Here is a 24,860-nt window from a genome sequence, read left to right on the forward strand (position 1 = left end):
CGGTTTCAGAGGGGGAGGGGAGGCGTGTATAGTCATTATAAAGCGTTTACATGAGGAGGAACACCGGTGTCCAAAACTCCCCTGACTTACACGGATGTGGCCCATTCAGAGTCTTTCCGCAGGCTGCTTCGCAAGAAGAAACGATTTTTGCTACCGATGAGTCTCTTTTTCCTCGCCTTCTACTTCACGCTGCCGATTATGACCTCTTACTCTAAGGTGCTCAATGAGCCCGCACTCGGACCGGTCTCCTGGGCCTGGCTGTTCGCCAGCGCACAATTCATTATGACCTGGACGCTCTGCATGATCTACTCCCGCAAGGCAGCCAAGTTTGACGAGATGGTGGAAGAAATAAAGGCCGAGATCGCGGAGCGCGGTAAAGCCCCTCAGAAAGGACGGAAAACCTCATGAATACCGCCTTCCTGCTATTCCTACTTATCGTGCTCGGCACGTTAGTCATTACTTATTACGCCTCCAAAAAAACAAATACAGCAAGCGAGTTCTACACCGCAGGCGGCGGGTTGACCGGCTGGCAAAACGGACTGGCCATCGCGGGTGATTATATGTCCGCAGCCTCATTCCTTGGCATCGCCGGCATGATTGCGCTGTATGGCTTTGATGGATTCTTTTATAGCATCGGCTTCCTGGTCGCTTATCTCGTTGTGCTGTATTTGGTAGCAGAGCCACTGCGCAACCTTGGTCGTTACACGATGGCCGACATGATCGCGGCACGCTTCAATCAGTCGCAGATTCGCGGTGTCGCCGCGCTTAACTCGATTGTTATCTCGATCTTCTATATGATTGCCCAGCTAGTCGGAGCGGGTGCACTTATTTCGCTGCTTATTCCAAGTCTGGATTACACGGCTTCCGTGCTGATCGTCGGCGTGCTAATGACTGTTTACGTCGTCTTCGGCGGCATGACGGCTACGAGCTGGGTGCAGATCATTAAGTGTGTGCTGTTGATCGTGGGTACGCTGATCATTTCCCTAATCGTATTCGCCAAGTTCGACTTCAACATCGGCCATATGTTCACGGAAATGAAAACGGCCACCGGGCTCAAGGAAGCTTTCCTCAATCCCGGCAACAAGTTCACCAGCGGGCTCGACACAATCTCGCTCAACCTGGCTCTCGTTCTCGGCACCGCCGGGCTGCCGCATATTCTGATTCGCTTTTTCACAGTTAAGGACGCGCCTACCGCGCGCAAATCGGTCGTTGTTGCCACATGGGTCATCGGTATCTTCTATGTTATGACGCTGTTCCTCGGCTTCGGTGCGGCGGCATTTGTCGGCGAAGCTGCAATTATTGAAGCCAATGCGGCTGGCAATATGGCGGCGCCGCTGCTGGCCAAAGCGCTCGGTGGAGAGTTCCTGTTCGCGTTCGTTTCGGCAGTCGCTTTCGCCACGATCCTTGCGGTCGTAGCCGGTCTAGTCCTTTCGGCGGCTTCTGCCTTCGCTCATGATTTTTATAGCCATATTTTGCGCAAAGGCAAAGCGAAGGAAAAGGAGCAGATGCGCGCAGCCAAGCTTGCTTCCGTCGGCGTTGCTGTCATCTCCATCATTCTAGCGCTGTTCGCGCAGAAGATGAATGTGGCTTTCCTTGTGGCGCTCGCCTTCGCGGTCGCCGCCAGCGCCAACTTGCCCGTACTGCTGTTCACCGTTTTCTGGAAAAGATTCAATACCGCAGGCGCCATCACCGGCATGCTGAGCGGCTTGATCAGCTCGTTGTTCCTAGTCGCTATTAGCCCGAATGTATGGAATCCCGTCGCAGGCAAAGCCATTCTCGTAGGCGATCCACTGATCGATCTGACTAATCCGGGCATCATTTCCATTCCGCTCGGCTTCCTCGGCGCCATCGTTGGCACATACTTGTCGTCCAAGACGAACGAGGCCAAATTCGACGAAGTGCTCGTCAAAGCCAACACCGGTATTTCGGAGCTGCCGACGTCGTAAAATCTGCCGATGAGCCGCATGTTTGTCATCCTATGATGGCGGCATGCGGTTTTTTCAGCGTTGGACGAGCTAAGAAGCGATAAGGAAACTTCGCATTTGCTAATGCATAATTTTTCCGATCAAAACCACTCTAAGGAGCGACGACGCCGGAGTGATCTCATTTACCACCAATTGTGAAACTTGCACTAGCAGAGCTTCGGTTGTCATAACACTGCAGGGAGTGGTAGGAATGGCAACGGATAAAAGGCTTGCAGGCGCACTCAAGCCGGCTATGCTGATGGCTGCATCGGCAGCAATTATGCTCGGCGGTTGCGGAATGCAGGGCGAGCGGCCCCATAGTGACTCGAATATAAAGTTGAAACAGCAATCTCAGCAGGAGATGCAGCAGCTTTCCCAGCAATTGAGAGCAGGCTCCATTGTAGTTGGCAAAACTCGTGAAGCTGGCGTGTCGATGACATCGGATGCGGACGGACAGGTATGGGTGCCGCTCGAGCTTGCCGCAAGGGTAATGAACATGAAGCTTAAGGAAATGCGCGACGGTTATGCAATTGGGGATACGGATGTAGCGTATCGGCTTCGCATCGGCGAACGCAACGCCAAGTCGGGCAGCCGGAACGTCCAGTTACCAGACGCTCCACGCTCCGTCAGCGGCAAACCGAGCGTCACGACCGAATCTCTGACCACGCTGTTAGAAACACCCGTTCGCTGGAACGCTTCCACCCGGGAGCTGAACGTTACCCCGATGAAGGATACCGCGGATTCCAGCACGCAGCGCGGCATTTCCATGCAGATGACGGATTCCACTCGGGCGGAGTCAATTGATGAAGATGAAAATGAAGATGAAGATTACAACATGCAAGCAAGCAATTCCGCAACTAAGGTTGTATCTGCAGCTCGCAAACTTCTGGGAGCCCCCTATGACTTTGGAGCGGCAAGTTATTCGGAAACAAAAAGCTTCGACTGCTCTTCCTTTACGCAGCATGTGTTCGATAAGGTAAGTGTTTCACTTCCACGTACCGCGCGCGAGCAGGGCCAACTCGGCAAAAAAGTCTCACAGAGTAACTTGAAGCCGGGCGATATGCTGTTCTTCTACACCCCTGGCCGCTTTGAGAGTAACCGTGTTGTAGGTCATGTCAGCATCTATATCGGTAATGGTAAAATGATTCACACCTACGGAGAGCCAGGCGTCGTTGAAGGCCAGTTTAATAGCTATTGGAAAGGGCGCTTCTTATTCGCTAAGCGGGTTTTGTAGGAGGGGCGGGGGCGGATACAGGGCATAATGAATGCTGAATGCAGCCCCCTTTTTCATGCAGCGGTAGTTATAGTTGAACAAGTTCAATAAGTGCTTGACAGGTGCTTCCAAATCATTTATTTTTAATTTAAGATATTTGAAGTAAAGACATATTGAGAGCGAGGAGGTCAAAGCCGATGGGTAAAAATCAGAATGACAGCGAAGCGAACACAAACGAGGTTCATGGTTTGGAGCCGTTGCAGAAGCAGGAGAGGGAATCACTGTCGGATGACATGGAGCTGTCGCTGAAGTTGTTCGTCGTGCTCTCCAAAGCTTATCGCTCGATTATGGATCAGGCGATCCGTGACATGAAGGGTCATGGCCTGTCTCCGTCGGAGTTCACTGTACTGGAAGTGCTCTATAATAAGGGGCGCATTCCTCTGCAACAGATCGGCGAGAAGATTCTGGTCACTAGCGGCAGTGTAACGTACAACATCGACAAGTTGGAGAAAAAAGATTTACTGCGACGGATTCCATGTCCGGAGGACAGACGAGTAACGTTCGCAGAGCTGACAGATGCAGGGCGAGAGCTGTTCGACTCCATTTTTCCGAAGCATGCCGAGCAGATTCACCGCCTGACAGTCGGTTTGAACCCAGCAGAGAAACAACAGGCAGCCGAACTGCTTAAGAAATTAGGCAAGGGAGCGGATGCGGGATAGACCGCATCTTTCACATAAATCATGATCGCAGATCAAATACTTTAACTTTAAGATAATTGAGGAGGATTTATTATGAAACCAGTAACTGCCGGCATTCACCACATTACATCTTTCGCGACAGATCCGCAGGGAATTGTAGATTTTTATGGGGGTGTACTGGGACTTCGGATGGTGAAAAAAACGATCAACTTCGATGCGCCAGAGGTGTACCATCTGTACTTCGGCGATGAGCATGGCACCCCGGGTACAATTCTTACATTTTTCCCTCATCCCGGTTCCCGCAAAGGGACCATAGGCGGCGGCCAAGTCGGCATTACGACTCTAAGTGTGCCTCCTGGCGCGCTCGGTTACTGGGAAGAACGGCTTGCCGATTTCCAGGTGGAGCTGCAACGGAGTGAACGTTTCGGAGAGACGTTCCTGCAGTTCACAGATCGCGAAGGCATGGGCCTTGAAATTGTAGAGCGCGAGGAAGGTCCGCTGAACACTTGGGGTTTTGCAGGCATTCCAGCCGACAAAGCCGTCAAAGGATTCGGAGGAGCAGTGCTGCTCAGCACAAACTCCGCATCAACGCGCCGCACTTTAGCCGAAACGCTTGGACTGAAGCCTGATGGAGAAGCCGATGGTTACGCGCGATTCCGCGGGGACGGCGAGCTTGGTAACGTCATCGACATCCCAATGCAAGATCTGGAGCGGGGCACCGGCGGCGCCGGAACTGTGCATCATATCGCATGGCGGGCAAAAGATTTCGACGAGCATGAGGCATGGCGTCAAGCGGCAGCGGGGGCAGGTTTCCAGCCGACTCCGGTCATCGACCGGCAGTATTTCAATGCGGTATACTTCCGCGAAGAGGGCGGCATTTTGTTCGAAATTGCTACGGACCCTCCGGGTTTTACAGTTGATGAGCCTGCTGAGGAGATGGGTTCCAAGCTGATGCTGCCATCCTGGTATGAGCCGCATCGTGCTGGGATTGAAGCAGGACTGCTGCCGATCGAGGTACGCAAATTGAAGGGGGCTAACTCATGAGTTTGGATATGATCCATGTTTATCAGGCAGGGAAAAACTCGCAAGCACCAGTGCTCGTGCTGCTGCACGGTACTGGCGGCAACGAGCATGATCTGCTCGGCTTGGGAGCGATGATCTCTCCGGATTCGGCAATGCTGTCCGTGCGCGGCAAAGTGCTGGAAAACGGCATGCCCCGCTTCTTCCGTCGCTTGGCGGAGGGTGTGTTCGATGAGGAGGACCTCGTTTTCCGTACGGGTGAGCTGAAGGCGTTTCTGGATGCGGCGGCAGCAGAATATGGCCTTGATCGCAGCAATATGGTTGCGGTAGGTTACTCTAACGGTGCTAATATTGCGGCCAGCCTTATTTTTCACGAACAGGAGTCGTTCCGAGGAGCGGTGCTGCATCATCCCATGGTGCCGCGTCGTGGCTTGCAGCTGCCCGAGCTGCCCGGCATGCCGGTGTTCATCGGCGCAGGCAGGAATGACCGGATCTGTCCACCGCATGAAACAGAGGAGCTTCAAGTGCTGCTGAGCGGCGCCGGAGCGGAAGTTGAGCTGCACTGGGAGAACTTCGGGCATCAACTGACGTCAACGGAAGCCCAGGCGGCTGCCGATTGGTTTAAGAGAACGTTTAATACGTAATAGCTGTGAAGAGGGGGAGCTCAATATGGCGAGCGGATTGAAGGGGATTCACCATGTATCGGCGATGACGGCGAAGGCTTTGCGCAACTATGAGTTTTATACGCAGGTGATGGGCATGCGGCTCGTCAAAAAGACGGTCAATCAGGATGACACGAGCATGTACCATCTGTTCTACGGGGATGACAAAGGCAGTCCCGGCACGGAGCTGACGTTTTTCGAGCTGCCGATAATGGGCCGCAACCGTCCCGGTTCAGCGAGCATTTCCGCTTACTCGCTGCGAGTGGCTAGCGATGAGGCGCTGAGCTGGTGGGAGCGGCGGTTCGACGAGTTGGGTGTCGATCATGACGGCCTGTTGGAGCGAGCCGGCCGCATGACGCTGGCGTTCCGCGATCCGGAGGAGCAGCGTGTGCTGCTCGTATCCGACGAGCATAACGCTGGTGTGGCAGCCGGAAACCCGTGGAGTGGAGGACCGGTTCCAGTGGAGTACGGAATCACCGGCCTCGGTCCGGTGCAGCTGACGGTTCGTAACGCTGCTCCTACTCTGGCGACGCTGACGGATTTACTCGGCTTCCGCCGTAAAGGAGCTTATCCTTCCCATATGCCAGGGCAGCCTGATGTTGTCATTATGGAGGTAGGCGAAGGCGGCAGCGGAGCAGAGGTCCACGTCGAGGAGCGCAATGACCTGGAGCGTGAGCGGCTTGGCCGCGGCGGCGTTCATCATGTAGCGTTCCGCGTAGAGGATGAGCATGAGCTGCGGGAGTGGGTGCAGCGGATTAGTGAGGCTGGTTATGGCAATTCGGGGTACGTGGACCGGTTCTACTTCCGGTCGTTGTATTTCCGTGAGCCGGGCGGCATCCTGATCGAGCTAGCGACGGATGGTCCGGGCTTCGACACCGACGAAGAACAGGATCGGCTCGGTGAAACGTTGTCTCTGCCGCCGTTTTTAGAGCCTAATCGCGAGGCGATTGAAGCCCGGTTGAAGCCTCTGGTGACAGAGCTGGCAAGGTAACGAACGCGGTATGCGCAAGGCAGTGAGCGAAGTGAACCGGGCGAGGCAATAGGCGAGGCCATGAGCAAGGTAACGAGCGAGGTATGCGCAAGGCAGCGAGCGAAGTGAACCGGGCGGGGCAATAGGCGAGGCCATGAGCAAGGTAACGAGCGAGGTATGCGCAAGGTAGCGAGCGAAGTGAACCGGGCGGGGCAATAGGCGAGGCTAACGGAGAAAGATAATGAGCAAAGTCACGAACGCTCCCGATTAGGAAAAGAAAACGAAAAGAAGACGAAAAGAAGACCCGCAAGCAGGACACTTGGATGTTAAAGTGATCCTCTGCGGGTTTTCCTTTTGTATATTGGTTTTGACGGGTGAGGTTAATCGGCTTAACCTCACCGCGATGCGGTAGTTGTCAGTTCACTTTATCCGGTGTTCAGTGGATGATCATACTAATGGATGTACTGTTCGCAGGCCGCATTCAGCCCAAGCAAGTAACTTCGACTACTTGCATTGTTCGGCGGTGCTGCTTTTGTCCCAAGCAAGTAACTTCGACTACTTGATTAGCTCGGCGGTGCCGCATTCGTGCCGAGCAAGTAACTTCGACTACTTGATTAGCTCGGCGGGGCTGCTTTTGTCCTAAGCAAGTAACTTCGACTACTTGATTTGCTCGGCGGGGACCGCATTCGTCCCAAGCAAGTAACTTCGACTACTTGATTTGCTCGGCGGGGTTGCTTTTGTCCTAAGCAAGTAACTTCGACTACTTGCATTGTTCGGCGGTGCTGCTTTTGTCCTAAGCAAGTAACTTCGACTACTTGATTTGCTCGGCGGGGTTGCTTTTGTCCTAAGCAAGTAACTTCGACTACTTGATTAGCTCGGCGGGGCCAGCCCGTTATCAGTAGCAGTCTACTATCAGTTGCTGCCTATCAGTTACTCTCTATCCGCATAAGCTCCAGCATAGCCACCACTCGCTCAACCGCCTCTGCCACCGGCAGGGTTTCCTTCTGGGAAATGCTGCTCCGTTCCGCGTACTCGACGATGCCGTTCCCGGCTTCGCGGCCAACGATGATGCGCACAGGAATGCCGATCAGGTCGGCATCTTTGAATTTTACACCGGGACGCTCGTCTCGATCATCCAGCAGCACCTCGACGCCAAGTGCAGCGAAGCGCTCGTACAACTGCTCGGTTAACTGCTGCTGTTCGGCATCCTTTGGCGAGATGGGAATCAGATGTACGTGAAAAGGCGCCAGAGCGATCGGCCAGGCAAGGCCCTGCTCATCGTGAAACTGTTCAGCAGATGCGGCCAGGACACGAGAAACGCCGATGCCGTAACAGCCCATGAGGAACAACTGCTCTTTGCCGGATGCATCCAGGCAGGCAGCGCCAAGCTTTTCGCTGTACTTGGTGCCAAGCTTGAATACATGGCCTATTTCAATTCCTTTGCTCATCGTCAGCCTGCCTTCAGCACAACGGGGGCAACCGTCACCCTCGGCTACATTGCGGAAATCTCCGACTAGGGATAGTGGGAAATCCCGACCTGGAACGACATCCAGCAGATGAAAATGCTCCTCCCCCGCGCCGGTGAAGGCAAAGGAGAGCGTTGCCGCTTCACGATCGACAAGCAGTGGAGCTGCAATTCCAACCGGTCCGGCAAAGCCGGGCAGCGCGCCAGTGACCCGAAGCACAGTGTCGGGATCGGCAAGTGTAATGGCATCATCGGCCTCCGCGAAGCCTTCCTGCCGCATCCGTTCCAATACCTTAATCTCGTTAATTTCATGATCGCCGCGTACCACAACCGCAACTGGTTTGCCGCCTGCCGTGAACAACACCGTCTTAAGAATCGAGGTGGCGGGCAGGTTGAGAAATGCTGTCAGCTCCGCGATTGTGCGAACATCTGGAGTATGCAGCTTGCTTGGAGCTTTCGAATGGTCAGCAGCTTTGGTGCTGGATTTAGACTGGGACTGGGATTCAGACTGAGATTCAGACTGAGATTGGGACTGAAATTGAGCCTGAGCCTGAGTCTGAGTCTGAGCCTCGGACTCAATCCGGGAGGTTTCTTGCTCCGCCATCCTCCCCTCGGCCTTTTCCAAGTTGGCAGCGTACCCGCAGCACTCACAGGTGGCAATTGTATCCTCGCCAATGTCGGCCAGTGCAATGAATTCATGCGTACCGCCTTCACCGCCAATCGCGCCTGGGTCCGCTTCAACAGCTCGATAACGCAGGCCAATTCGGGAGAAAATGCGATGGTATGCCTGAAGCATTTTCTGGTAGGAAACATCCACTCCGGCCCAATCCGCATCAAAGGAATAGGCATCCTTCATCAGGAATTCCCGGCCGCGAAGCAGGCCGAAGCGAGGTCGCCGCTCGTCGCGGAATTTGGTCTGAATCTGATAAAGCGTTAATGGCAGCTTACGGTAGCTGTTAATCTCGCCGCCCACCAGCGCCGTTATAACCTCCTCGTGAGTTGGTCCAAGGGCGAATTCCCGCTCATGACGGTCGAGAAGACGCATCAGCTCCGGCCCATACACCGCATAACGACCGGACTGTTGCAAAAGCTCAACTGGCTGAAGCGCAGGCATAAACATTTCTTGGGCTCCAGTCCGGTCCATTTCTTGGCGGATCAGCTCCTCGGCCTTGCGCAGTACTCTTCTGCCAAGTGGCAGATAAGTATACACACCTGCGGCAAGCTGGCGGATATATCCGGCGCGCAGCATCAGCGCATGGCTGGCTGCCTCGGCCTCGCTCGGAGTTTCCCTTAGAGTTGGAAGCAGCATTTTACTTTGGCGCATAAATATCACACTCCTCGAATGATTGACCCCGTTAAAAAAACAAAAAGACGCATCCGTCAGGGACGAATGCGTCGTGGTACCACCCTGGTTCCGGCTTCCCGCACGCGGCGGAAGAAACCCTCAAAATGGATAACGGCCCAAAGGCCGGCGGCATACCGGAGCGCATTGAAGCGCAAGGCATGCTGCAGCTCGCAAGGTGGGGGACCATTCCTCCGCGCGGAAAGCCTCTCAGCCGATGGGCTTTCTTTCTGGACGGCGGTGCGGGAATGGGGTGGCCTTGGTCAAAGCTGATTGCAATTATGTGGTAGTCGTTGGATTAGTCCATACCATACCTCAGCTTGCCTGTGGCGGTCAAGAGAGCTTAGGAGGAATTATCCTTACGGCGCTTGCCGAATACCGAGTGTAACGAGCGGGCCGAAATTGACGGTGCTGGACATGATTTTGGCCATTTTCTCCGGCGGAATCGACATCCCGGTTTCAATCCAATGCAAGACAACGCCGAAGTTGGCCGAGGTCAAATAGGCAACCAAATAATCCATCGGAATGGACAGCTTGTCCGGCATGTTCAGCTGCAAGTTATGATACATGCGGGCCGTAAACAGCTCTCGCAGCCGAATGACATAGGTAAGGTCGCCGCCTGGCCCCAGCATCAAACGAAGAAACTCCGCATGATTGGCAATTTCCTCAAATAATTTCACACTGACGGGATAAGGCTCCTCCATGTCGGCGTAGCGCATCGCATCGGCAAGATTAAGCTTTTCGATGCGTTCGCTAAGATGCTCGCACACCTCGTCCTTTAATTGCTGCAGCATATCCGCGACATCCTTGTAATGCAAATAAAACGTGCCGCGGTTTACATTCGCGCGCTCCGCGATCTCTGTCACGGTAATTGTGTCCGCGCTTTTCTCTGCCAGCAGGGACATTAGCGCTTGGTACAAATGCTGTTTTGTCTTCGCTTTGCGGCGGTCCAGTTTCTCGGCCATTGCCCCTCCTGCCTTCCATCAATCATTTTTTGTGTTATTAAACATTTGTAGCGGGCTTTGTTGATTACGAAACAATAGGGCCCCCCTTTGATGATTGAACTCTTCTCTAACGTCATTATAATCAACAGTATGAACATTATTCAACATGATGTTGATTATAGGTAGAACAGAGGAGTGAGGATCGGATGGGGCTGTTTAAGCAAAAAATGACGTTTGTCAGCGTATTGCTTGTGCTCGCTGTACTGGTCGTATTTGGTGCGGCGATGATGGGTTCTGTCGTAAGCATCAAGCCGAAGGATGTGCCGGTGGCACTCGTTATGTTGGACCAAGGAGCCGACATGCCCGGCGGGGCAAGGCTTGAGGCAGGCAAGCAGCTACAGGAACAGCTGACCGGGAACGCCAAGTTGCCGTTTAAATGGACGATCGTTAAGTCCGAGCAGGAGGCTCGCGCCGGCATCGATGATCGTACGTATTACGGCGCGCTTGTTCTGCCTGCGGATTTAAGCGCGGGAGCGGCTTCGCTAGCGGGACCGTCGCCAAAACCGGCAACCGTACGCATTTTGACAAGTGAAGGCGCAAACTCACAGGCAGCTGCTGCGGTTAAGCAAGGGCTCAATGGGGCGATGGCGCTGGCGTCACAGGGCATGGCCCAGTCTATGCTGCAGCAGCTCAGCGCCAAGAGCGAGCAACTGCCAATCGGAACGGCGAAAGCATTGCTTGCGCCGATTGTAGTTCAGGAAGAAACGCTGCATGCGGTTGGCGTCAATAACGCGGGCGGCAACGCGCCGGGACTGCTGGTGCAAATTATGTGGATGGGCAGTCTCGTGACGGCGGCTTTACTGTTTACTGCCGGGACGGCAGCGATGAAAAGCGGAACGGGACGACTGTCCGCCGTGCTTGGTCAACCGGTAATCGGCGCGGTCATCGTAGGCATCGCCGCCGCGTTCCTCGTCTGGATGGCTTCGGCGTGGTACGGCATGGAGTTATATGATGCTGCGGGGGCTTGGCTGTTCCTATGGCTGGCCGGCATGATGTTTTATTTGATTCAATCCGCGTTGCTGAACTGGCTCGGCATGGCGGCGATGCCGATTTTGGTTTTGGTGATGTTCTTCTCCATGCCGGTGCTGAACATGGCTCCCGAATTTTTGACGGAAGCTTCGCGAGACTGGATCTATTCCTGGACGCCGCTGCGCTTTGCAGCTGTTGGACTGCGCGAGGAGATGTACTTCGGCGGGCTGGACGCCGCGACTGCCAACATCGCCGTCATCGGGAGTGTCGGAGGAGCATTCCTCGTGCTGCTTGTTTTGGCGGGTTTACGCCGCGGCAAAGGGTCCTCTTCCAATCTTGAAGCTGCCACTGAAACGGCATAACTGGCCGCAAGCATTCCTTCGTGAAGCGGGGAACCGTCCGTGCACAATGAAATAAATACGGGGGGATTTCCGGAAGAAGAGCTGAGTCATAGGGCGGACCTTTGACAGAGCTGCCACCTTCATCGGGTATATATCTTCAACCAGTCCATTCCTGCGAATGGACTGGTTTTTCTTGTATAATGATAGATTTATATCGCTAGTAAGACTATATTCATAGTCCATAATCACTATTTCGAATTTGTTCATCGTAGTCGATAGATTAAACGAATTACTTTATTGATATTAACCGGAAGGGAGTGGTAATTCCTCGTTTTAACAACAAATTTATGGAGAAGAAAGGAAGTTAAGCATTGTGAAACAGACAGAAAAAAGGATAGGAAAAGAGTCTCGTTTACGTAAATTTTTCGCCGTCCTGCTTGCGGCAAGCCTAATTATCGCCGCTGTGGTCATCCCACCAGCTCATGTTCCAGAAGCTCACGCCGAAGGAGCTGACCTGTCAGCCTTTCAAGCCTCGACCGGCTTCTCAAGCAAGCAAGGCCAGAACAATTGGAGATACCAGTACCGGATATTTGAGGCGACTGAATTCCAGGATCTCCCGGTGTACTCCGGAGGAAACTGGTGGCGGAAAAATCAGAGCTGGGACTGGGGCACCGTGTCGGCGAGCGGCATAACCCCGGGTTCAAGCGCCGATACATCACGCACGTTCAGCGCCCCGGAATCCGGGAAGGTAACGATTTCAGCCGGACTCATTACGTTTAATCCGAAATCATACGGCAGCGCCAGGCTGAAGCTGATGAAGAACGATACGCAGTTATGGCCACAGACGAGCGAATGGCAATCAATTAGCGCAAGCGGGCCGGTTGCTTTTCCTGAAATGGAACTAACGCTTGGCAGGGGAGACCGCCTGTATTTTATAGCCAACAGCGGAGCGGATCGCAGCAACGGGCAGGATGATATCGTCTGGAATCCCGTTGTGACGTATACGAATGTTGTGAATGAGACTGCTGTCAGCAGCGTTTATATGGACAAAAGCGAGCTGCGGCCCGGCATCGGCGAAACAGTAACGCTGCAAACGTACGTCGCTCCATCCAACGCAGCCAACAAAAAGCTGCATTGGAGCACCAGCAATCCGCAGGTCGCGACTGTGAGCAACGGGCGTGTTACCGCGACAGGTCCGGGCACGGCTGTAATTACCGTCACAACCGCAGATCGCGGCTTGACCGATCAGGCAAATGTAACCGTAGACGGAGCCGGGGCGATTACGCGGGAGGAGCTGACCTTTTTGCTGGAGCAGGCTCTGAAGCTGCCCTTCGACATAAACGAGGACATGCTTGGCGGCACGCCGCCAATTCCGCCCGGATTCCCCTCGCAATCAGCGAGCTTAAGCGGGCCAGCCGGCGTCAGTGATAATGACAGCCTTTCGGAGCCGGTAACAAGAGAGGCTGCGGCGTCGATGTTTATCCGGGGCTACAATCTGGCGATGGAGCAAGATGCGGTCCGGGGAAATATAAGCGGGGTGACCGATCGGAACGAGATCAGCGGCTGGGCACTTCCCTACGTGGAAGCGGACAGCAGACTGGGCATCGTGGAGCCGGATTCGCCCTACCCGGCGGAGTTTGAACCGCAGGCTCCCGTGACGAGACTGGAAGCACTCGACATGGTCAAAAGGCTGCTCGCCTCGATGGATATTAAAGGCATGATTGCCTCCGCCATCAACGGTAAAAAGGGCAGGCTGGTCATTCCGCCCAATACGTACCGGCTCGGAACCCAATCGGGCAACACCATTTTAAATATTGCCAATGCCAACAATTTGGAAATCGTTGCCGACGGCGTGACCGTTATCGCCACGAAGCTGACCCGAGCGCTGTCCGTTTCCAACAGCTCTAACGTGACGATTAGCGGCATGACGATTAACTACGATCCGCTGCCGTTTACCCAGGGCCGTATCAAGGCGGTTGCGTCCGACCTGTCCTATCTGGATATCACGCTGGACGCGGGTTATCCCCGCCAGCTGTTCTCGCGACTGACGATTTACGATCCTGTAACCCGTTTCCAAAAACGCGGCATCAATCATCTGTGGGGGACAAAAGCGTCCTGGAACGGGGACGGTACGATGCGCATTACGCTAAAGGGAGTAGGCAGCAACGCCGCTGTAGGCGACCCCGTCACGATGGCTGGAGGCCCCGAGGAAGGAGGCATCCCGCATGCTATCACGGCTGACGGCAGCAAAGGAATTGTGTTCAAAAACATTACGCTGCACACGGCGCCAGGCTTCGGTTTCCTGGAAGCGGGAGGGGAAGGCGGCACGGTGCTAAACGGCTTTAAGCTCATTCCTGGCCCGGCTCCAAAAGGCGCAACCGAAAAACCGCTGCTCACCGCTGTTTGGGACGGCATCCAGTTCAAAACCGCGCGTAAAGGCCCGATCGTCGAAAACTCCATCATTCAAAGCGCAGGCGACGATTCGTTTAGTATTCAATCCGGAGATTACGGGGTTGTGAAAGTACAAGGCGACGAAATCGTTATCGTGCTGCGTGATGGAAGCCAGGCACCGCGCGTCGGCGAGCGGCTGAAGCAGTTTAATTCCTCGCCGGAAGCGATTATCGTCTCCCAGCAGAAAGTGCCGAAGGCATCGGCGGGAATCGACGCCGCGATCCTGCAAAAGATTAGTGCAGCCGGGGAATGGACATCTTGGCGATACACCGAAGAAACCTATTATAAAATTAAGCTGGACCGCCCGGCTCCGTTCAAGCAGGAAAGCTTTATTTTCAGTCCGGACCGGATGAGCAACGGCTTTATTTTCCGCAACAATAAGATCTACAGTCCGGGGCGCGGCATGCTGCTCAAAGCGGGCGATGGCCTGATCGAGAATAACGAGTTCCGCGGCGGCGACAAGGCGATTGTCGTCTCGCCGGAGGGTGTTACCGATACGCATGCCGGAGCAGGCAGTAATTTGGTCATCCGGGGCAACCGAATCATTGGTACCGGATATCATCATTACATGCCCTGGTCCGATCAGGCTGGCGCCATCAGCTTCTCCAGCGGCAATATCAAAAGCGTCAAAGCATTCAGCAACATCCGAATTGAGAACAATACATTTGACTCGGTCAACGGGCTTAACCTTAACCTGAGCAGCGTAAGCGGCGCCGTTGTCACCGGCAACAAGTTCCTCAACACACATCTGACGGCTCCAAACAATAACGGAGCGGAAAAAGCTATCGATGCCAAATCCGTTATTTGGGTGAAAAATACGACGAATGTGACGTTTTCGGGCAACGAGATCGACCGCATGGGGCCGTTTTCCAAGGTGGCGATCAATGTGCAGCAGCCATCCTCGGGCATTAAAGGAGCGGATACCGGCGTTCGTGTTCTGAATCCGAAATAAGCAAGGTTTTAGCGGCCCTAAGGGGCCGTTATTTTTATATCGAAATTATGATACAAATAAATAATTTAAGGGTAAAGGGTACCAAGGAGGTGTATGCGCTTACCAAAATAATGAATCAGGCTGTATGAAATCCAAATCGAGGAAGGAGTTTGGATTAATGAACATGAGCCTTAAAGGCACGCTTGGCAAATTCGGCGTCGTTTTGCTGGCGGTCGGGATGTTTATGGGAGGTGCCAGCGGGTTCTCGGGTTTAAATGCGTCTGCAAATGAAAGCGCTTCAAATTTGGCGGAAATTGATATCCAGGACATGATTACAACGGCGATTGCGCAAAATCAGGCCCAGCTGACGATTCCGCCCGGCACTTACCGAATTGGGCCGAAGTCGGGGCAAAACACGATTTTGAATATCGAAAATGCTAATAATTTAGAAATAATCGCTAACGGCGTAACAGTCGTCGGGACGACGCTGACGCGGGCGCTTTCCATATGGAACAGTGCCAACGTAATTATTAGAGGCATGACAATTAACTATGACCCGCTGCCTTTTACCCAGGGCAAAGTTACGGCTGTGGCGGCTGACAAATCCTATGTTGATATTGCAATCAGCGCTGGTTATCCTCATGAGCTATATACGAGGCTGACGGTGTACGACCCGGCTACCGGCTTTCAGAAGCGAGGCATCAATCATCTATGGGGCACAACAGCGGCTTGGAACGCGAACGGTTCGTTGCGCATTTCGTTGGCGGGCGTCGGAAACAATGCCGCCGTAAACGACCCTGTAACTGTTGCGGGCGGACCGGGCGCGGGCGGTATTCCGCATGCAATCGCGGTGGAGCGAAGCAGTGGGGTGGAATTCCGCAATGTGACGGTTCATACCGCCCCCGGCTTCGCTTTCATCGAAGCGAACAGTGACGGTGGAACGGTGCTGGACGGTTTTAAGCTTATTCCCGGGCCGGTTCCGCCTGGAGCTGCCGAGACCCCGCTGCTTACTTCCGTATGGGACGGCATTCAATTCAAGACGTCCGGCCTTGGCCCCACCGTCGAAAATTCAATTATTAAAAACGCAGGCGACGATTCCTTTAGCATTCAGTCCGGCGATTATGGCGTTGTGAAGGTGCAGGGAGATGAAATTACCGTTGTGCTCCGCGATGAATCGCAAATCCCCCGCCCCGGTGATCGCTTGAAACGGTTCAACAATTCGCCGGAAGCCGTCGTTGTATCGCAGGAGAAGGTGCCAAAAGCTTCGGCTGGCATCGACCCCGCCATTTTGCAAAAGATCGACACGGCGGCTCAGTATACGCTATGGCGCTTCTCGGGCGACAATTATTATAAAATCAAGCTGGACCGGACTTCGCCGTTTCAGGCGGAGGATCTTATTTTCAGTCCCGACCGAATGAGCAACGGCTTCACGTTCCGCAATAACGAGGTGTACAGCCCAGGGCGCGGCATGCTGCTCAAAGCCGGCGGCGGCCTCATTGAAAACAATATTTTCCGTGGAGGGGACAAAGCGATTGTTGTATCGCCGGAGGGAGTGAGCGACTCTCATGCCGGGGCGGGTCAAAATCTGACCATTCGCGGCAATCAGTTTATCGGCACGGGATATCATCATTATATGCCATGGTCCGATCAGGCCGGCGCTGTCAGCTTTACTAGTGAAAATGTTACAAACATGAAGGCGTTTGACACGGTTGTCATCGAGGACAACATATTCGATTCCATCAACGGACTGAACTTGAACCTGACCAACGTGAACAACGCGACGGTGAGCGGGAATCAGTTCCTCAATCCACATCAGACGACTCCGAACAATAATGGCGCGGATAAGGGCATTGATGCTACATCGGTTATTTGGGTGAAAAATGCTACGGGCGTGACGTTTACGGGCAATGAAATCAATCAGTTGGGACCGTTCTCTTCGCTTACGGTCAACGTTCAGCAGCCTTCCGCTGGAATCGTCGGCGCTGACACAGGTGTTATTGTCGTCAATCCGATCACTGACACGGAATGAAAGGTGGATGGTATACTTGGATTAGAAGAAAAGATTTCCATCCAAGGAGGCTCACCTACCGATGTCCATGTCTTTTGATGCGCTCTATCATCCTTATCCATCCTATCGAATGCCGTCTTATGCCCGGAGCGGCATGGTGGCCACCTCTCAGCCGCTAGCCGCACAGGCTGGGCTGGACATTTTGCGCCGTGGCGGCAACGCCATCGATGCCGCTGTGGCAACCGCCGCTGCGCTCACTGTCGTGGAGCCTTGCTCCAATGGCATTGGGGGCGACGCTTTTGCCCTTGTCTGGACCGGAGGCCAACTGTACGGACTGAGCAGCAATGGCCCTGCTCCGAGCAGTGTTTCCGTTCAAGCGTTGCAGGAGCGGGGACATGAAAGCATGCCGCGCCTCGGGGCCATTCCTGTCACCGTACCGGGCGCGCCTGCGGCATGGGCGGAGCTAAGCTCGCGCTTCGGGAAGTTGGAGCTGGATGAGCTGCTTGAACCAGCGGCGAATTATGCCGAGCGGGGTTACCCGGTATCACCGACTGCGGCGCTTAATTGGGAACGGGCATACAATCACTATACGTCTCAGCTCAGATCGACCGAGATCGAGGCATGGGTGACAACATTCGCCCCTTCGGGCCGCGCACCGCGTGCGGGAGAGCTGTGGTCGTCGCCGGATCATGCCCGGACGTTGCGCTCGATCGGACGGAGCGGCGGCAAGAGCTTTTACCAGGGCGAGCTGGCAGAGCGTATTGCGACTTGCATGAGAGAGCTTGGTGGATACTTGAGCGCGGCGGATATGGCTATGTTCGAACCGGAATGGGTTGAGCCGATTCATACACGCTATCGGGATTACGAGGTATGGGAAATTCCACCGAGCGGACAGGGGCTGGTCGCGCTGCAGGCGCTGACCATTCTGGACGGCTTTGAATTTCGACGGGATGAGCTGCTGAACGCCGAGACGGCGCATCGTCAGATCGAAGCAATGAAGCTCGCCTTTTCCGACGGCTTGCGTTATATTACAGACCCACGGCGTATGAACGTGTCCGTCGAGGAGCTGCTCTCCGCAGCCTATACGGAACAGCGGCGCGCGCTGATTGGGGAGAAGGCACGTTTGCCCGAGCCAGGCCAGCCTGGAGGTAGCGGTACGGTGTACTTGGCGACGGCCGATGGAGAAGGCAATATGGTATCGTTTATCCAGAGCAATTACATGGGCTTCGGCTCCGGAATCGTCGTACCGGGCACGGGTATTGCACTGCAGAATCGGGGAGCGGACTTCTCCTTGGATCCGCAACATGCCAACGTACTGGAACCGGGCAAAAAAACGTACCACACCATCATTCCCGGCTTCCTCACGCGGGGCGGCGGCCAGCCGGTAGGTCCATTCGGGGTAATGGGCGGTTATATGCAGCCGCAGGGCCATGTGCAGGCAGTTATGAATTTGGTCGACTTCGCTCTCCATCCCCAAGCGGCGCTGGATGCTCCCCGCTGGCAGTGGCATCGCGATCTGTCGGTATCGGTTGAGCCTCATTTCCCATTGGCGACCGCGCAGGCGTTGGAGCGGATGGGCCATCGGATTACGCGGGAGAACAGCTCCGGCTCATTCGGCCGGGGGCAGATCATTTTACGTGATCCGGCGACGGGCGTGCTTTGCGGCGGAACGGATTTCCGAACGGACGGCATTGTTGCGGGCTGGTAAATAATTGAATTAAAAAAACCGGAGCTGGTTTCCCAGCTCCGGTTTTTTTGAATGGTGTAGAATGTCAGGACAGAGCGGCTTCAGGCGAATCCGAGCTGCTGCTGTGGCGTTGCTTCGCTTGGCGGAAGCGGATTCCACGCTCCGTCGAGCGTGCGTGTCGTAACAAGACGCAAGACGAATTGGCCAAGCTCATCGAAGCTCAGTTCTTTTAGGCTCAAGATGAATTCATCCGTGAGCACACTGTCACCGAGCACCTCTTTGACGACCTCGATAACGGTATGCAATCTTGCTGTATGTTCAAGCTCATTAATGTTTCTCATCCTAAAAAGACCTCCCGGGGTGAGTATCAAAACTAGGCTGCAAGGCCGGAGCGGACACGGCGGGCAAGCCACGCTGGACGAATCTGTAAAAAAATCCGCTCGTTCGATCTTAGCATGCTGACCGTTGGGGTAAGGCAATACTGAAGGAATTATAATCTCGTTATCATTTTTCTCATGGATGGGACTTTTGGTATACTGGTATAACCAGTACGGAGGAATGAGGTTGAACGATGAGCAATCAAGATCTGTCGAATGAGGAGCGCATGGCGATTTTAAAGGCTCTGTCCAATGAGACAAGGATGAATATTCTTTGTTGGCTGCGCAACCCCGAGGAACAGTTTAATTTGGAGCCGTCTAAGCTTCGCGAGGATTTTCCAGGCAGTGTATGCGTCGGCAACATTCAGGAGAAGTCAGGACTGACTCAGTCGGTCATTTCCTCTTACCTGGCCTCGATGCAAAAGGCTGGTTTGTTGGAGTCGCGGCGTTTCGGCCAATGGACCTACTATCGTCGCAATGAGGCCGCCATACAAGCATTTTTGAAGTCAATTGCATCGGACTTGCAGGCATCTGAAAAATAGGAGCTTGCTTTTGTCTTTATTAATCTATATATTCATAAATATAGATTAACTAATTGCAGATTCAAGTTTGGTGCAACTTACATTAGATAAGTTTTTAGGAGGAGATTTCATGTCTACTGATCATACGGTTGAACCGCTATTCCGCCCCTTTGAAGGCGGCAAGCTTAAGTTAGCTAACCGCATCGTAATGGCTCCGATGACCCGCAGCTTCTCGCCGGGCGGAGTTCCAGGAGCGAATGTGGCCCAATATTATCGTCGTCGTGCGGAGCACGGGGTCGGACTTATCATTACAGAAGGTACGGTTATTAATCATCCGGCTGCAGCAGCGGATCGGGATGTGCCGCATTTTTATGGTGAGGAGGCGCTTGAGGGTTGGGCCCACGTCGTTCGTGAGGTGCATGAGGCTGGCGGCAAAATCATTCCTCAGATCTGGCATGTCGGCATGTCCCGCTCCAAGGAAAAATTCCCGGAATCGGACGTTCAGCCGGTAGGTCCTTCGGGACTGTCGGGGGCGGGAGAAAAGGTATCGGAGCCGCTCAGCGTGGAAGAAATTCGCGGTTTGATCAACGGCTACGCTCAAGCGGCAGCCGACGCGAAGCGTATTGGCTTCGACGGTGTGGAAATCCACGGCGCGCATGGTTATCTCATCGACCAGTTCTTCTGGGATAAAACGAACAAACGCGAAGATGAATATGGCGGCGACTTGGTGGGTAGAACGCGTTTTGCGGTAGAAGTTATTGAAGCGGTACGCCAAGCCGTTGGCCCCGACTTCCCGATCGTATTCCGCTTCTCCCAGTGGAAGCCAGAAGATTATACCGCTAAGCTGGCTCAGACGCCGGAAGAGCTGGAGTTGTTCCTTGCACCGCTCAGCGCTGCAGGGGTAGACATATTCCACAGCTCGACTCGTCGCTTCTGGGAGCCAGAGTTCGAGGGTTCGTCGCTTAACCTGGCCGGATGGACGCAAAAAATTACCGGTAAGCCGGCAATTACGGTTGGCTCCGTGGGCTTGGATTCTGAATTCACGAGCCTGTTCACGGAAGGCAGAGGCGGCCAGAACGCGAGCCTTGAACAGTTAACCGAGCGTCTCGAAAAAGGCGAGTTCGACCTTGTGGCTGTCGGCCGCGCGCTGCTGACAGATGCTGCCTGGGCGGAGAAAATTCGCGAAGCCCGCACGGAAGATCTGCAGCCATTCACCAGAGAATCACTGGGTAGCTTGAGCTAAGACTGAACAAGGCAATCGGGCAGCTGTAGCTGAACAGAATGATCGCCGCCATGAGGGAATCACTAGTGATCCCCCTCATGGCGGTTTTTTTGCTGTGCGGCTAGGTGAAACAGCCAATATGAAAAAATGGGAATGTACCTGAAATCCAGTGCCTATCCGGTGCCGTACCGGCTTTGATAAGCTGAAAAGGAAGCATCTGTAAGTCAAGTCATCGGAGGAACGACCGAAAGGAGAGTGATTACCAAATAAAATGAAAGCGGTTTCTTTGGTGAATGAAGCTGCTGCGATTTCCCGGAATCTGCATCCGGACATCCCCGATTAAGGAGGAAAAGAATGAAAAAACATAACAAAAGGAACGAAGTCCGCTAAACGTCTTCTTGCCCGCCGCAGACGCAAAGAAGCCCGTTTCTCCAGGGACGTGAATCACTGCATATCCAAGCATATGGTAGAGAAAGCCAACAGGCACCGTTCGCTGCTTGCATTAGAAGACTTAACAGGCATTCGTGAACGGATAACGGTTCGTAAGGCTCAGCGTCGAAACCAGCATGCTTGGGCATTTGCACAGCTTCGCTCGTATATCGAATACAAAGCATGGATTGCAGGAGTGCCTGTCGTTCTCGTTGATCCACGCAACACAAGCCGAGAATGTCCACAGTGTGGGCACATTGCCAAAGAGAACCGCAAAACGAGAGATTGGTTCCATTGTCAGGCTTGCGAGTACGCTGCTCCAGCCGACAATGTTGCTGCTCTGAATATTCGGAGCAGGGCACTCGTCAGCGTGCCGAACGTAGGAGTCGCTATCTAAGGACTACTTACAAGCACCCACCTCTAAGCGTAGCGAAGGTGGTGTGTAGTTGAATATTAATTGGCTTAGCTTTGCAGCGGCTGGCGGCGGTACGTTGACCTATACAACGGCGGATTACACCGCAACAGTGACAAAAAACGGTACATCCGAGACGATTACGTTCACACCAACGACGGCGGCACAATACGTGGATCTTCACTACCTGGTGAATGGAGCGGAGCAGCAGAACTTTCGAATGACGAAAAGCGGTGCGAGTTGGACGTACAAGATCCCGAATCTAACTACGGGCCAGTCGCTAGAAATCTGGTTCACCTATGAAAAAGGCGGACCGCAGTACGACTCGCCGCATTATACGTACACACATTAAATGGGGTAATCTGGGGTTGCCCCACTAAAGAAGGCCCCCTCCCGAAGTGGAAGCTTCGAGAGGGGGCCTAATTTTCACCTGAAAATTTAGCCTTGCAAATATTCACGGTACGGCTTTGTTATCCCATTTTCTCCCCATTGTCGATGACAATCTGGCCTTCGAATGCGTAGGCATTGTTCATGCGCAGCACATCTGTGAAGAAGGAAAGTGGGACGTAAGTGGCGCCTTCCACCAGAGCTGGGGAGGTTCCGAGTTTAATCGGAGCCATCTTATTGTATACATAGTAGTCTTTGCCGATCTGCAGCGAAGTGGAAATTCCGATACGCGTTGATTTTGTAGCGGCTTCCCAGGTCAGCTTTTGATTCAAAGCTTCCACAATGGCACGAAGCGGTACCATCACAGTTCCCTTTTTATCCGTATATGCAGCAGGGGTTTTGATCGTTTTTCCTTCAACGACGATGCTGTGTCCCGCTACATCAACCGACGATACTGGTTTCGGATGTTCATTTTCCGGCATCACTCCGACCGGAGGTTGGACGGGCTCGGACAGCACAACGATTTGCTCCGGCGTCGTTTGTGGCGGAATGCTGAACGTAGCGATGCTGTATTTAACCGCGAGAGTCCTGCCTTCCAAGCTGCCTGCAAAAGGAGTTCCATCTTCAAGAATAATTTTCGTCTGGTCGGATGGAAGGATAATCAGGGATTTGTCGTTGCTTACGAGACCGAGTTTACGATCCGGATCAACCGTGAAGCGATCGACCTTCCAGGTTACGGCTTCTTCTGCGGGCACGACAACTACAGCCTCGAATTGCGGTGGATAGATTGCGATCATCGGTTTCTTGGCGTCGTAGAACGCCGTCAGCTTCGCGCCGACTTTCAACTGGTCAGGACTTGCGACATAAGTATTGCTCGTTACGGTGACGTTGGCGATAATTTCGCCGGCATCATTTTGCAAGGAAACGATCTTGGCTCCCTTCAGCGACTGGCTTTCGTTAATCTCTTTTACTGCGCCGGTGACGCTGTTGTAGTTCAGCATAGGTTGCTGTTGATCCTGATTGTTCCCGGAATTTCCAGGCAGCGGAGCTGAGATCGGGACCGCCGTTGAACCAGGGCTGAGCGCAAAAGCGGAAGATGTAGCGAGAGTCAAAGCGGCAACGGACAGAGTAGCAGCGGACAGTAAAGCAGGAATTTTATTGGCTCGGTTTTTCATGGTTAGTTCACTCCTGTTTATCGTATTTCATAATTCTCGGTGGTTATCCGTTTCTATGTACCCAAACGCATCGCTGCGTCCGAATGTTGCCTATTATTGGATACAATTTATCGAGACAAATACTATAATTCCCTTTTTGATGATAATTACAATGCGACTCAAGAAATACGGACAATGAAAGTAAAAAATGACAGGATAGACTTTCTTTGCAGAATTAATTAGATTATAATCAAATTAGATATTTATTAAATTAGAGGGGGGATAAATCATGCATTCATTGAACCTATTGCCGACAGATTGGGAAACGAAACGGTTCCGAATCCGCAGGATACAAGCAGCGGAAGCGGGACAAGTACAGGATTTTTATGAAAAAGTGATGCCCTCAACCGGATGGAATGAAGGAACGTTCAATCCGACTTACATCAGCGATGCGATGGCGGGAAAGCCGGAATTGCCTCCGAATGGAGAGGTGGGACGCGTATTGATGCAGCTTGCTGAACGGAAGGAAAGTGGCGAGGAGCAGGACATAGCAGCATTAATCGAAATGTACCACGGTTATCCCGGAGAACAGGATTTGTATATTGGGTTGTTCGGTATTGATCCGAATTATCGCGGACTTGGATATGGCAAGGAGATCGTTGCAGGTATTGTACAAGCGGCTTCTGAGCTCGGTTTCGAGAAGGTGCGAGTGGCAGTTGATCTCAAAAACTGGCCGGGACTGCGATTCTGGATTGGCTGTGGTTTCACCGAGGCGGTCAAAGTGAAGGGTGAATGGGAGCATGGGGAGGAGGCCATTGCAGTTATTGAGCTGGCCATGAGTATAGAGAAGGGCTGAGCTGTATCCACTTAAAAAAGCCGCTTCTGGCGATGACTCATGTTGCCGGTGTCATCGTCCTGGAAATGGCCTATTACATGCTCTATATGAAAGCTCTGTCTGAACCAAAACTTACAGTGGCGGTATTATACAACGAGGCATTAGCTGGCTTGATCAATGATTAGAATTAAATTGCCCTCAGAGTCAGTGACATGAAAACCAAAAGATTGCGCGCCATATTGGGCGACTTCATCCACCTTGGCGCCACGAGCTTTCAGTGCTTTGTGCGCTTCTTTGATGTTAGGAGATTGAAGACTAAATAAGGCCCCATCACTGATTGGTTTATGATTCTCGCCCCAATTCATCAGTAAAAGTCTCACACCATTCTCCATTTCCAAATTAGATAAGCCTAAAATGTTGGAGTACCAATCCCGAGCCCGAGCATCATCCTCGCAAGAAATATAAATATCGACGATACGATTCTTGATAAGACCATGCTCTGTCAAAAAAAACAACTCCTCTCATGTTATGAGTAAATAATATAGATCTTAGGTATAGTGTGAAGTGTATTCAATTATGGTCTTATACTTAGCCATGCTATAATGTTGCGGATTATTTAATTGGAACCATCTCAATGGCTCCTAAAACATATACAAAATAGGCAGAACGGGAGGAGACTGAGCCAAGTTCAGCTTCCTCCCGTCTTCGTTTATCCGCTGCAACGGCATTTTCCAGCAAATTATGCGCAAGGCAAAGCCATCTGAATAGGGAAGAGCTGACGATTGGAGGAGAGCAGGC

23 protein-coding genes are annotated in these 24,860 nt (G+C 53.2%); 17 read left to right on the plus strand and 6 right to left on the minus strand.

From position 1 onward, the window contains the following. Positions 1-81 precede the first annotated feature (81 nt). From CGZ75_RS20240 to CGZ75_RS24790, 8 genes are all read left to right on the plus strand, one after another. Positions 82-408, plus strand: a complete 327-nt coding sequence (locus CGZ75_RS20240) for a DUF485 domain-containing protein (RefSeq protein ID WP_425436553.1) — start codon at positions 82-84, stop codon at positions 406-408. Next, a complete protein-coding gene (locus CGZ75_RS20245; RefSeq protein WP_089526103.1) occupies positions 405-1,946 on the plus strand; it encodes a solute symporter family protein in 1,542 nt (513 codons plus the stop codon). The genes CGZ75_RS20240 and CGZ75_RS20245 overlap by 4 nt, the downstream gene beginning before the upstream one ends. A 229-nt stretch (positions 1,947-2,175) precedes the next feature. Next, positions 2,176-3,198: a C40 family peptidase gene (locus CGZ75_RS20250; protein ID WP_089526104.1), complete on the plus strand. Its 1,023-nt coding sequence runs from the start codon at positions 2,176-2,178 to the stop codon at positions 3,196-3,198. Positions 3,199-3,470: 272 nt separating this feature from the next. Next, on the plus strand, positions 3,471-3,896 hold the full coding sequence (locus CGZ75_RS20255; RefSeq protein ID WP_089526511.1) for a MarR family winged helix-turn-helix transcriptional regulator: 426 nt from the start codon (positions 3,471-3,473) through the stop codon (positions 3,894-3,896). A 72-nt stretch (positions 3,897-3,968) separates the two neighbouring features. Further along, positions 3,969-4,919 carry a ring-cleaving dioxygenase gene (locus CGZ75_RS20260; protein ID WP_089526105.1) on the plus strand — a complete coding sequence of 317 codons (951 nt, stop codon included), beginning with the start codon at positions 3,969-3,971 and terminating at the stop codon, positions 4,917-4,919. Positions 4,920-4,927: 8 nt separating this feature from the next. After that, a complete protein-coding gene (locus CGZ75_RS20265; RefSeq protein WP_089526512.1) occupies positions 4,928-5,539 on the plus strand; it encodes an alpha/beta hydrolase in 612 nt (203 codons plus the stop codon). A gap of 25 nt (positions 5,540-5,564) precedes the next feature. Then, positions 5,565-6,548 carry a ring-cleaving dioxygenase gene (locus tag CGZ75_RS20270; protein WP_089526106.1) on the plus strand — a complete coding sequence of 328 codons (984 nt, stop codon included), beginning with the start codon at positions 5,565-5,567 and terminating at the stop codon, positions 6,546-6,548. 418 nt (positions 6,549-6,966) lie between these two features. Further along, positions 6,967-7,170 (plus strand): hypothetical protein, encoded by a 204-nt coding sequence (locus CGZ75_RS24790; protein ID WP_141136843.1) that lies wholly within the window; start codon positions 6,967-6,969, stop codon positions 7,168-7,170. A 14-nt stretch (positions 7,171-7,184) separates the two neighbouring features. Here the strand turns inward: CGZ75_RS24790 and CGZ75_RS24795 are convergent, their stop codons facing one another. The 3 genes from CGZ75_RS24795 to CGZ75_RS20285 all read right to left on the minus strand — a co-directional run bounded on the left by CGZ75_RS24795 (position 7,185) and on the right by CGZ75_RS20285 (position 10,299). Continuing rightward, complete coding sequence (locus CGZ75_RS24795) at positions 7,185-7,379, minus strand: hypothetical protein (RefSeq protein ID WP_141136844.1); 195 nt, start codon at positions 7,377-7,379, stop codon at positions 7,185-7,187. 74 nt (positions 7,380-7,453) lie between these two features. Further along, the gene (locus CGZ75_RS20275) at positions 7,454-9,316 is read right to left on the minus strand and encodes a proline--tRNA ligase (protein ID WP_089526107.1); all 1,863 of its coding nucleotides are present in this window, start codon (positions 9,314-9,316) and stop codon (positions 7,454-7,456) included. 377 nt (positions 9,317-9,693) lie between these two features. After that, the gene (locus CGZ75_RS20285) at positions 9,694-10,299 is read right to left on the minus strand and encodes a TetR/AcrR family transcriptional regulator (protein WP_089526109.1); all 606 of its coding nucleotides are present in this window, start codon (positions 10,297-10,299) and stop codon (positions 9,694-9,696) included. A gap of 185 nt (positions 10,300-10,484) precedes the next feature. On the opposite strand from CGZ75_RS20285, the gene CGZ75_RS20290 reads away from it, so the two are divergent. From CGZ75_RS20290 to CGZ75_RS20305, 4 genes are all read left to right on the plus strand, one after another. After that, the gene (locus CGZ75_RS20290) at positions 10,485-11,669 is read left to right on the plus strand and encodes a YhgE/Pip domain-containing protein (protein WP_089526110.1); all 1,185 of its coding nucleotides are present in this window, start codon (positions 10,485-10,487) and stop codon (positions 11,667-11,669) included. A gap of 352 nt (positions 11,670-12,021) precedes the next feature. Continuing rightward, the gene (locus CGZ75_RS20295; protein WP_141136845.1) at positions 12,022-15,051 is read left to right on the plus strand and encodes an Ig-like domain-containing protein; all 3,030 of its coding nucleotides are present in this window, start codon (positions 12,022-12,024) and stop codon (positions 15,049-15,051) included. A 157-nt stretch (positions 15,052-15,208) separates the two neighbouring features. Beyond that, positions 15,209-17,059, plus strand: coding sequence for a hypothetical protein (locus CGZ75_RS20300; protein ID WP_141136846.1), 1,851 nt, complete (start codon positions 15,209-15,211; stop codon positions 17,057-17,059). A 67-nt stretch (positions 17,060-17,126) separates the two neighbouring features. Next, positions 17,127-18,746: a gamma-glutamyltransferase family protein gene (locus tag CGZ75_RS20305; protein ID WP_089526514.1), complete on the plus strand. Its 1,620-nt coding sequence runs from the start codon at positions 17,127-17,129 to the stop codon at positions 18,744-18,746. 80 nt (positions 18,747-18,826) lie between these two features. Here CGZ75_RS20305 and CGZ75_RS20310 read toward each other — a convergent pair whose 3' ends face one another. Then, entirely contained in the window at positions 18,827-19,066 is a 240-nt protein-coding gene (locus CGZ75_RS20310; RefSeq protein ID WP_089526112.1) for a hypothetical protein, read from the minus strand. A 230-nt stretch (positions 19,067-19,296) separates the two neighbouring features. Here CGZ75_RS20310 and CGZ75_RS20315 point away from each other — a divergent pair, with 230 nt between their 5' ends. From CGZ75_RS20315 to CGZ75_RS20330, 4 genes are all read left to right on the plus strand, one after another. Then, positions 19,297-19,644: an ArsR/SmtB family transcription factor gene (locus CGZ75_RS20315; RefSeq protein ID WP_176444940.1), complete on the plus strand. Its 348-nt coding sequence runs from the start codon at positions 19,297-19,299 to the stop codon at positions 19,642-19,644. 109 nt (positions 19,645-19,753) lie between these two features. Further along, positions 19,754-20,866, plus strand: a complete 1,113-nt coding sequence (locus CGZ75_RS20320) for an NADH:flavin oxidoreductase (RefSeq protein WP_089526113.1) — start codon at positions 19,754-19,756, stop codon at positions 20,864-20,866. A gap of 343 nt (positions 20,867-21,209) precedes the next feature. Then, positions 21,210-21,671 (plus strand): RNA-guided endonuclease TnpB family protein, encoded by a 462-nt coding sequence (locus tag CGZ75_RS20325; RefSeq protein ID WP_281255131.1) that lies wholly within the window; start codon positions 21,210-21,212, stop codon positions 21,669-21,671. A gap of 49 nt (positions 21,672-21,720) precedes the next feature. Further along, positions 21,721-22,038, plus strand: a complete 318-nt coding sequence (locus tag CGZ75_RS20330; protein WP_089526114.1) for a hypothetical protein — start codon at positions 21,721-21,723, stop codon at positions 22,036-22,038. Between the two features lie 118 nt (positions 22,039-22,156). Here the strand turns inward: CGZ75_RS20330 and CGZ75_RS20335 are convergent, their stop codons facing one another. After that, entirely contained in the window at positions 22,157-23,248 is a 1,092-nt protein-coding gene (locus CGZ75_RS20335) for a copper amine oxidase N-terminal domain-containing protein (RefSeq protein WP_089526115.1), read from the minus strand. Positions 23,249-23,516: 268 nt separating this feature from the next. Here CGZ75_RS20335 and CGZ75_RS20340 point away from each other — a divergent pair, with 268 nt between their 5' ends. After that, on the plus strand, positions 23,517-24,083 hold the full coding sequence (locus CGZ75_RS20340) for a GNAT family N-acetyltransferase (RefSeq protein ID WP_089526116.1): 567 nt from the start codon (positions 23,517-23,519) through the stop codon (positions 24,081-24,083). A gap of 140 nt (positions 24,084-24,223) precedes the next feature. Here CGZ75_RS20340 and CGZ75_RS20345 read toward each other — a convergent pair whose 3' ends face one another. After that, complete coding sequence (locus CGZ75_RS20345) at positions 24,224-24,568, minus strand: VOC family protein (RefSeq protein WP_089526117.1); 345 nt, start codon at positions 24,566-24,568, stop codon at positions 24,224-24,226. Between the last annotated feature and the right edge of the window lie 292 nt (positions 24,569-24,860).

The organism is Paenibacillus herberti, from assembly GCF_002233675.1.
Taxonomy (GTDB): domain Bacteria; phylum Bacillota; class Bacilli; order Paenibacillales; family Paenibacillaceae; genus Paenibacillus_O; species Paenibacillus_O herberti.